Below are 7,773 nucleotides of genomic sequence, written 5' to 3'. Positions count from 1 at the left end.
GGCAGTGATGTTAGCTGGTTATGACTAATGTTTAAGTCTGTAAGATTTTCTAGGTTGCCAATAGTTTCAGGCAGTGATGTTAGCTCGCTAAAACTAATATCTAAGCTTGTTAAGCTTGTTAAGTTTTCTAAATTACCAATAGCCTCAGGCAGTGGTGTCAGTTGGTTACCACCAATATTTAAGTCTGTCAGATTTTTTAAGTTAGTAATAGTTTCAGGCAGTGATGTTAGCTGGTTACCACTAATGTTTAAGTCTGTCAGATTTTCTAGGTTGCCAATAGTTTCAGGCAGTGATGTTAGCTCGCTAAAACTAATGTCTAAGCTTGTTAGGTTCTCTAAGTTACCAATAGTTTTAGGCAGTGACGTTAGTCCAAAACCCCTGATAGTTAGTGATTTAAGATTGCTAAAGTTACCAATCCCATTAGGGATATTACTTAAGGAGCCTTTTAAGTTTATATGAAGAAAATCCAAATTCTTTAGTTGTGCGAACTTATTACAGAACTCAGATAACTTCTTGGCAGTTAAATTATCAAGGGTAATTGCATAGGGGTTCTGTAGAAACTCAACATCTCTTGGAATATCATATTCGGATATCTTAGATTTATCAGCCCAATCCCAAAGCTCTTGCATCCAAGGTTCGGCAGGCTCTTTCTTTTCCCAACCAGAAACGGTATCACCCAGTTGAGTGAGAAACTCAGTGACTCCATGAGACAGACGGTCTAAGGTATTCATATCACTAGGACCTAGCTCTAGCTTTTCTAACTGGGTTAAATTAACAAAGCTTTCTGGGAGGCTTTGTAAGCTACAGCAAATTAGCGAGAGGTGCTTTAGATTGGTTAAATTACCGAAGCTTTCAGGTAGCTTAGTTATACGTTCGTTGACTCCTAAGTCTAAATACTCTAACTTTGTGAGCTCACCAATTTCTGAAGGTATCTCTGATAGGGCTACCTCATTTAAACACAGCTCAGTAAGTTCTTTTAAATCGAATATCCAGACAGGAATTTCGTATAGATCTCCTGAAAGAGATAGCTTTTTCAATTTCTTTAATGAACCTATTTCATCTGAGTAAAGCTCAGTACTATAAAGTAGTAGCTCCTCTAACTGCGTAAGTTGAAAAAAACCGTCTGGAAAACCTTGAAGCTCATCACACGCAGATAGATCTATGGACTTAAGATTCTCAAGTCTAGAGATGCTTTCAGGTAGAGACTTAATACCGGTATAGCATAAATTTAGCACTTGTAAGTTTTTTAGCTCATGGATTCTGTTCGGTAGTCTTTCTAACGGTGATTCACTTATTGTAAGCTGTTCGAGAGAGGTTAGCTCAACAATCTCGTCTGGTAAATATTCGCCTCCATAAAAACTTAAGTCGAGGGTTTTTAGATTGGGTAATTTTGAGATTAACTTAATTAGTTCAAAGGCCTCAGCGTCTAGATCTTCTAGTTTTAACTCATTTAGTTGTTCTAAACCTACTGCATCGCGAGGAATAACATCATCAGATATTTGGAATTTATCAGCTAGGTTCCAAAGCTCTTGCATCCAAGGTTCAGTGTTTTTATTATTAGTCATTATTTCATCACCTTTTATATAGTCTATGTTATTTTCAGCATAGAAAGCACTCATCCAATGTTGAGTGCTTTCAGACTTTAACTGTCTTATTTCTAGCAGTTAACATACATGGTATGACCCCTGCCGTCAAATCCGTACACATAAACTTGGGAGATTTTAATTACGCAGCCTGACGATAATAATCAAACCACACCTGTCTTGGCGATTGATAGCCCAAACCCTTTTGAATCCTCGTCTGATTGTAGTACAGCTCGATATAACTGATAATATCATTGATGGCTGTGAACCTTGTTTTATAGTCTTGATGATATACCAACTCATTCTTCAATATGCCCCAGAAGCTTTCTATTGGAGCATTGTCGAAGCAATTACCTTTAGCGCTCATTGAGCCTGTAAATTGATGCTGCTTAATGGTCTTGTGGTAGGCGTGACTGCAATACTGACTGCCTCTGTCTGAATGAACGATTAGCCCTTTGCTTGGACGTTTATTCTTGATGGCCATATTTAGTGCTTTGCAAACTAAATCTGCGGTCATACGCTTGTTAATAGCGTAACCGACAAGCTCTTTGGTGTATAAGTCTTTGACCCCTGCTAAGTACAGCCAACCCTCATTCGTCCAGATATAGGTGATGTCGCTGACCCACGACTCGTTAGGGCGCTTAGCATCAAACTTCTGATCCAGTACGTTTGGATAGACCAGCTTGTTGTGATTGGAGTCGGTGGTGACTTTAAAGCGCTTATGACTACGACATTTAATGCCGTGTTGCTCTTTGATGCTTCTTACCATATACAGGCTAATGTTATGGCCTTGCTCGCTTAGATGAGCATGCAGTCGATCTGCGCCATAACGTTCTTTCGTTTCATTGTGAGCGGCTTTAACCAATAACTCGCACTGATTACGATGTAGCTGCTGACAGCTGATATGACGACCCAGCCAGTCATAGTAGCTTGATGGCTTAACCCTTAACACACGGCACATAGTGGTGATGCGAAAGAGGAACTGGTTGTCTTTGATAAAGGCGTACCTGACTAACTGTTTCTCGCGAAGTACGCCGTCGCCAACTCGAGCATAGCTCTCCCCTTGCGTCGGGGCGAAGCAGTGCTTCGCTTTATCCCTCCTCATTTAGTATTTCGCGTTCCTCTTCAGCCACTTTGAGCTGCCGCTTGAGCTGCTTTATTTCTTGAAGAGTACTCATAAGTTCAGGATCGTATTGCTCTGTGCCGACAAGCTTGCCTTGATTGGCTTTGTTATGCCAATTTGATAGCGTTTGCATGGCAATGCCAAGCTGCTTTGCAGTGGCTGAGATATTGCCATTATTGTCTGATATCTTCTTGACGGCCTCGGCTTTAAATTCGTCACTGTAGGTTCTTACTTTCTTGGTCATGATAAACTCCGATTAATACGCTTAGTTTACCAAGTTTATCTCTACGGTTTCTTCAGCATAGCTCACTGTTTGCTGGTATCATTAATTCCGAGCTTAGAATATGACTTTTACAAGAGGTCTATTACTATCTCCTCAATTAAATAGTGTGTACATACATTTGTTTTTTACCTTTTATTAAGACTACCAAAATAATTTTCTAATGCATAGTATGTAGATCTTCTTTACGACATTAAATGTCGTGTCCGATATAATTTTACTATTTAAGAGACTTTGATAGGTTGTACAGCTCGCTGCATTTTTTTTCATATTCACTCATATTGATACCCATCTGTGCAAAAGACTGAGCTATTCCAGCTGAAAACCTCTTTTTATCTGCTCTTTGAAATTAAATTTTATTTGTCAATTTAAGAATTTTTTAGTTAAATTCTACAGATGCGTCATTTAATGTCGCACAGGACTCTCGAGTCATTGCAATAGAAATAGATTTAGACGATAGTAATACCAAACAACTATCTATTAAGGGGTGTTATATGAAAAAAATATGTCTGACATTAATTTTGGCAATCAGCAGTACTTGTAGTTACGCAGGACTGCCTGAGATGATGAATATTTATAATAATCCAAACACTGCACCGAATGTACCCGAATGTAGGGGTGATAGTTATTGCAACGGATTTATAGCCTTATCTAAACAATGGAAAGATATTCCTGACTCTTATCGTTATGAGGGTGACCATGACATTAAGTACTACGCCAAAAGAGGCTGGACTTATGATGATCAAGGACGAAATAGAGGGCTTTCTATGGGTTTTGGTTGGTCTGCAGATAGATCAAATCGTTTTATAGAAGGTGCAGAGTACTATACTGATAATAGAGGGTATATTCCTGACCACTATGAAGGGGGGTTGGCAGTATTGCTATATATAGAAGATAAAAATGGATGGACAAAATAATAGCCTTAACAATAAAAAACGTAGGAATATCAATGAATAAAAGTTTTTTAAAAACAGTGAGTGCTAGTCTATTAAGTTTGATGTACTGCTCAGTTGCAAATGCAGATTTGCAGCGTTTTTATGAAGAGTCAACAGACAGCTGGGATTGTGGCTACAAAAATAGTTTGGGTGAAGTGGTGGTTCCTACTGGTCTGTTTGAGGCTTGTGGAGAGTTTTCTGATGGTTTAGCTTATGTTGGAAAAATAAAAAAGGGCTACGATGAAGAAGGCAATCTAAGCTATAAAAATCTTCAGGGCTTTATTGATAACAAGGGTCGATTGGTTATTCCTGTTGAGCATGAAGCTAATGATACAGGTATGGATACTGACTATAAGAGCTTTAGTGAAGGGCTAGTGGCTGTTTATCGTAATGGTAAGTATGGATATATGAATAAGCAACGAGAACTTATCATTCCCTATCAGTATCAGTCAGCAGAAGCATTTCAAGACGGGTTGGCAGTCGTAAGCTTGAAAGAGAAATATGGAGCTATTGATCAATCAGGAAAAACTATTGTTCCTTTTAAATTTAACTTTCTTCACTCTTATTCAGATGGATTGGCTCAGTATACTGAAAGTAATCACTGGAATAATGGCAGTCAATATGGTTTTGTTGATACCAATGGCAATATCTCAATTAAAGCAAAATGGGATCGTGCTTGTAATTTTTCAGAGGGTTTAGCAGCCGTTCGAGTGGGTGACTATGAGACTGGTAAATGGGGTGTTATCGATAAATCTGGTAATTTTATCGTGGAACCTAAGTACGATGCGCCCAATATTCAAACTTGGAGCGACGCATACTACGATGATTGCTACTACAAAGAAGGTAAAATAAATATGTATCAATACACTGATGCTAGTAAACCACACGAAAGCAGTATTACAAGATATACGCTTGACAATCAAGGTAATGTCATTAGTGAAACGTTCTATGCTAATTGGGATGCTGTTATCAAAAAATATGAATTCCAAAGTTGGTAAAAGTATATTAAGGAATACGCTATGAATAATTATGTTCAATCAGTCGCTATGCAGCCCTCTTGGATGGCTCGTACTACACTAAACGATATAGGTCAGTTGATTCAAAAAAGCACTTGGCAGTTTGAAGAGGATATTAATCTTACTGATAAAGTGAATCTTGGCGACGTACAAGAAACATCCGTTACCCGTATAAAATGCACTGAAAAATACAATACTTGGCAAGAGATGATAGCTTGTCAAGTTTATCAGCTATGCTGCGATAAAAGCTCATCTGAGTTTACAAAACAAGAGTTTCTAGACAGATTTGAGAACGATCTCGACAAAAGATGGCCTGGTAGGAAAGATATAGAGGGAACTGTTGTACATTGTTTAGGGGTGATGAGGAAAAACAATCAACTAGAGCAGTTAAGTAGAGATTCATATCGATTATTGGATGAAAGATCAGTACAAGGACTTGATGTTCAGACATCTCATGATGTTTTGACTACTGAAAAGAATAGAGATTCTTATAATGTAGACAGTATTATCAAAGACGGATGTTTTTTACCTAAGGCTAAAATCGAAAAAACACTCGAACGCCTAGAAGCTAAAAAAAATATAATCTTACAAGGTCCTCCCGGTACTGGTAAGACTTGGCTTGCTAAAAGACTGACCTTTGCGCTAATTGGCCAACGTGACGACAGTAAGATAAGAGCCGTACAATTTCATCCAAACCTATCTTATGAAGATTTTATTCGAGGTTGGCGTCCATCAGGTGAAGGTAAGCTGACATTGGTGGATGGTCCTTTTATGGAAATGATTAAAACTGCCATAGATGATCCTGAGTCAAAATATGTCATCGTCATCGAAGAGATTAACCGAGGCAATCCGGCTCAAGTATTTGGTGAGATGCTCACGTTACTTGAGGCCGATAAAAGAACACCGGATGAGGCGTTAGAGCTGTCTTATAGGAAGTTCAATGGTGAACGTGTTTATATACCCAGTAACTTATATGTCATCGGCACCATGAATATTGCTGACCGCTCGCTTGCATTGGTTGATCTGGCCTTGCGTCGCCGTTTTGCGTTTATCGATCTTGAACCGACACTTGGTAAAGTCTGGCGTGATTGGGTAAGAGATAAGAATGGTATTGACTCAGAATTCTTAGATAACATTGAGCAGCGTATTAGTGCTTTGAATGATGAGATTACTAAAGAACCTAGTCTTGGCGCTCAATTTCAAATAGGTCATAGTTATGTCACGCCAGCCGTTGGTATGGATATCACAGATGCTAAAGAGTGGTTCGTTGAAGTGGTAGAAACAGAGATAGGTCCTTTGCTGGATGAGTATTGGTTCGATGATCTTGAGAAATCTCGAAAAGCCCAAAAGCGCTTGACTGAAGGCTTGCAAGTATATGCCAGTTAAAGAAGACATAGCTATAGAGTCCTCTGATGACGTTAACTATATAGGCAAGATACCTGTTCGTAATCTTTGGCTTCTTATGCTCTATGCGTCCGATATCTATAGAGAGCTTGATGCTGCGAATATTGCAGTTGAAGAGAACCCTGATGATATTCCAGACTTAATCGCCGAAATGCTTTGTCGACGGGTCGAACATCGCATTCAACGTAACCTAAGTTATAGCTATCAATCTCGTGATGCTGTGCTCAGTCGTGTACGTGGCAGAATAGATCTTATAGGTACTGAAAGAGGTAGGTTGCTTGAGCGGGGCAAGATCGCTTGCCGTTTTGATGAGTTAACCATTGATACGCCGCGTAATAGATATGTCCGAGCGGCTCTTGAGGCTATCTCTAAAGTCGTTAAACGTAAAGATCTAGCTCATTGGTGTCGATCGCTAGATATACGTCTAAGACAAATGGGTGTCAGTCAAACACGCCCCAGTCGTAGTGAGGTATCAGTGGATAGATTTGGGAGACATGATGCTGAAGATAAGCCAATGGTAACGGCTGCACATCTGGCGTTTAATCTGGCCTTACCAACAGAATCTAAAGGTACAAGGCAGTTGTCTTCAGCACAGAGAGACAATCTACCGTGGCTGCGCAAACTCTTTGAAAAAGGAGTAGCTGGATTTTATGCTACGGTTCTGTCAAATCAATGTTATAGAGTAAGCTCGGGGAAAGTGCTTAAGTGGCAAATAAGTGATAAAAGCTTAGGTATGGATAATATCCTTCCTAATATGAAGACGGACATCATCATTGATAATATTGAATCAGCACATCGCATCGTTATCGATACTAAGTTCAATGCTGTGGTTACGAGTGGGTGGTATCGAGATGAAACATTAAGAAGTGGATACCTGTATCAGATGTATTCCTACCTAAGATCTCAAGAGGACAGTAATGACCCTCTTAATGAGAATGCTAGTGGTCTATTTATTCATCCTTCGATAGGGGAAGATGTGAATGAGTATGTTGTTATTGATAACCATAAAATTCAATTTTCTACTGTGAATCTGGCAACATCTGCTGTGGGAATTCGAGAGCAGTTGTTCAAGATTATTGATACTGATTAATATAAAATATAGCTCTACTCATACGTTATGAGCAACTGTGTAGCTGCTTTTAAAGCAAATATCCGCTAACTGGACGCTGACAATTTGTCAGAAAGAGACCATCCCAGATTCTGTGTAACTGCCGTTTAGATTAAATGCTTACTGATACGGTCATCAAACATAATCATAAAGCGATTTAAAGCAGACGTCCAGTTACGGATTGGCATCGACCACCTTGACGATGCCTGCTGGGTTGCTAAGTACACCACTTTGAATGCTGCCTGATCAGACGGGAACACCTTACGTTTATTCACCGCTGTCCGAATCACGCTGTTTAAAGACTCTATCGCATTGGTGGTATAG

The 7,773-nt window shown here is 39.3% G+C and carries 6 protein-coding genes and 1 pseudogene; 4 read left to right on the top strand and 3 right to left on the bottom strand.

Annotation, left to right across the window (positions count from 1 at the left end; translation table 11 throughout):
• Both B2P60_RS05755 and B2P60_RS05750 read right to left on the bottom strand, forming a co-directional pair.
• Nucleotides 1-1,565, bottom strand: a 1,565-nt coding sequence (locus B2P60_RS05755) for a leucine-rich repeat domain-containing protein (protein ID WP_286739955.1), incomplete at its 3' end; no start/stop codon positions are given.
• A gap of 160 nt (nucleotides 1,566-1,725) precedes the next feature.
• Nucleotides 1,726-2,950: pseudogene (locus B2P60_RS05750) on the bottom strand (IS3 family transposase).
• Between the two features lie 599 nt (nucleotides 2,951-3,549).
• Here B2P60_RS05750 and B2P60_RS05745 point away from each other — a divergent pair.
• From B2P60_RS05745 to mcrC, 4 genes are read left to right on the top strand one after another with little or no spacing between them, the layout of a single operon-like run.
• Entirely contained in the window at nucleotides 3,550-3,903 is a 354-nt protein-coding gene (locus tag B2P60_RS05745; protein WP_286739954.1) for a hypothetical protein, read from the top strand.
• A gap of 32 nt (nucleotides 3,904-3,935) precedes the next feature.
• Nucleotides 3,936-4,919: a WG repeat-containing protein gene (locus tag B2P60_RS05740; RefSeq protein WP_198335622.1), complete on the top strand. Its 984-nt coding sequence runs from the start codon at nucleotides 3,936-3,938 to the stop codon at nucleotides 4,917-4,919.
• A gap of 21 nt (nucleotides 4,920-4,940) precedes the next feature.
• Nucleotides 4,941-6,323, top strand: a complete 1,383-nt coding sequence (locus B2P60_RS05735; RefSeq protein WP_286739953.1) for an AAA family ATPase — start codon at nucleotides 4,941-4,943, stop codon at nucleotides 6,321-6,323.
• Nucleotides 6,313-7,431, top strand: coding sequence for a 5-methylcytosine-specific restriction endonuclease system specificity protein McrC (mcrC, locus tag B2P60_RS05730; RefSeq protein ID WP_286739951.1), 1,119 nt, complete (start codon nucleotides 6,313-6,315; stop codon nucleotides 7,429-7,431). Before B2P60_RS05735 ends, mcrC begins: the two co-directional genes overlap by 11 nt.
• A gap of 125 nt (nucleotides 7,432-7,556) precedes the next feature.
• On the opposite strand, the gene B2P60_RS05725 is transcribed toward mcrC, so the two are convergent.
• Nucleotides 7,557-7,773, bottom strand: a 217-nt coding sequence (locus B2P60_RS05725) for a transposase (protein ID WP_286739950.1), incomplete at its 5' end; no start/stop codon positions are given.

It is taken from the genome of Psychrobacter sp. UBA3068 (assembly GCF_002366815.1).
Classification (GTDB): domain Bacteria; phylum Pseudomonadota; class Gammaproteobacteria; order Pseudomonadales; family Moraxellaceae; genus Psychrobacter; species Psychrobacter namhaensis.
Note: the sequence above shows the minus strand (reverse complement) of the source record. Positions and strands in the feature narration are given on the sequence as shown.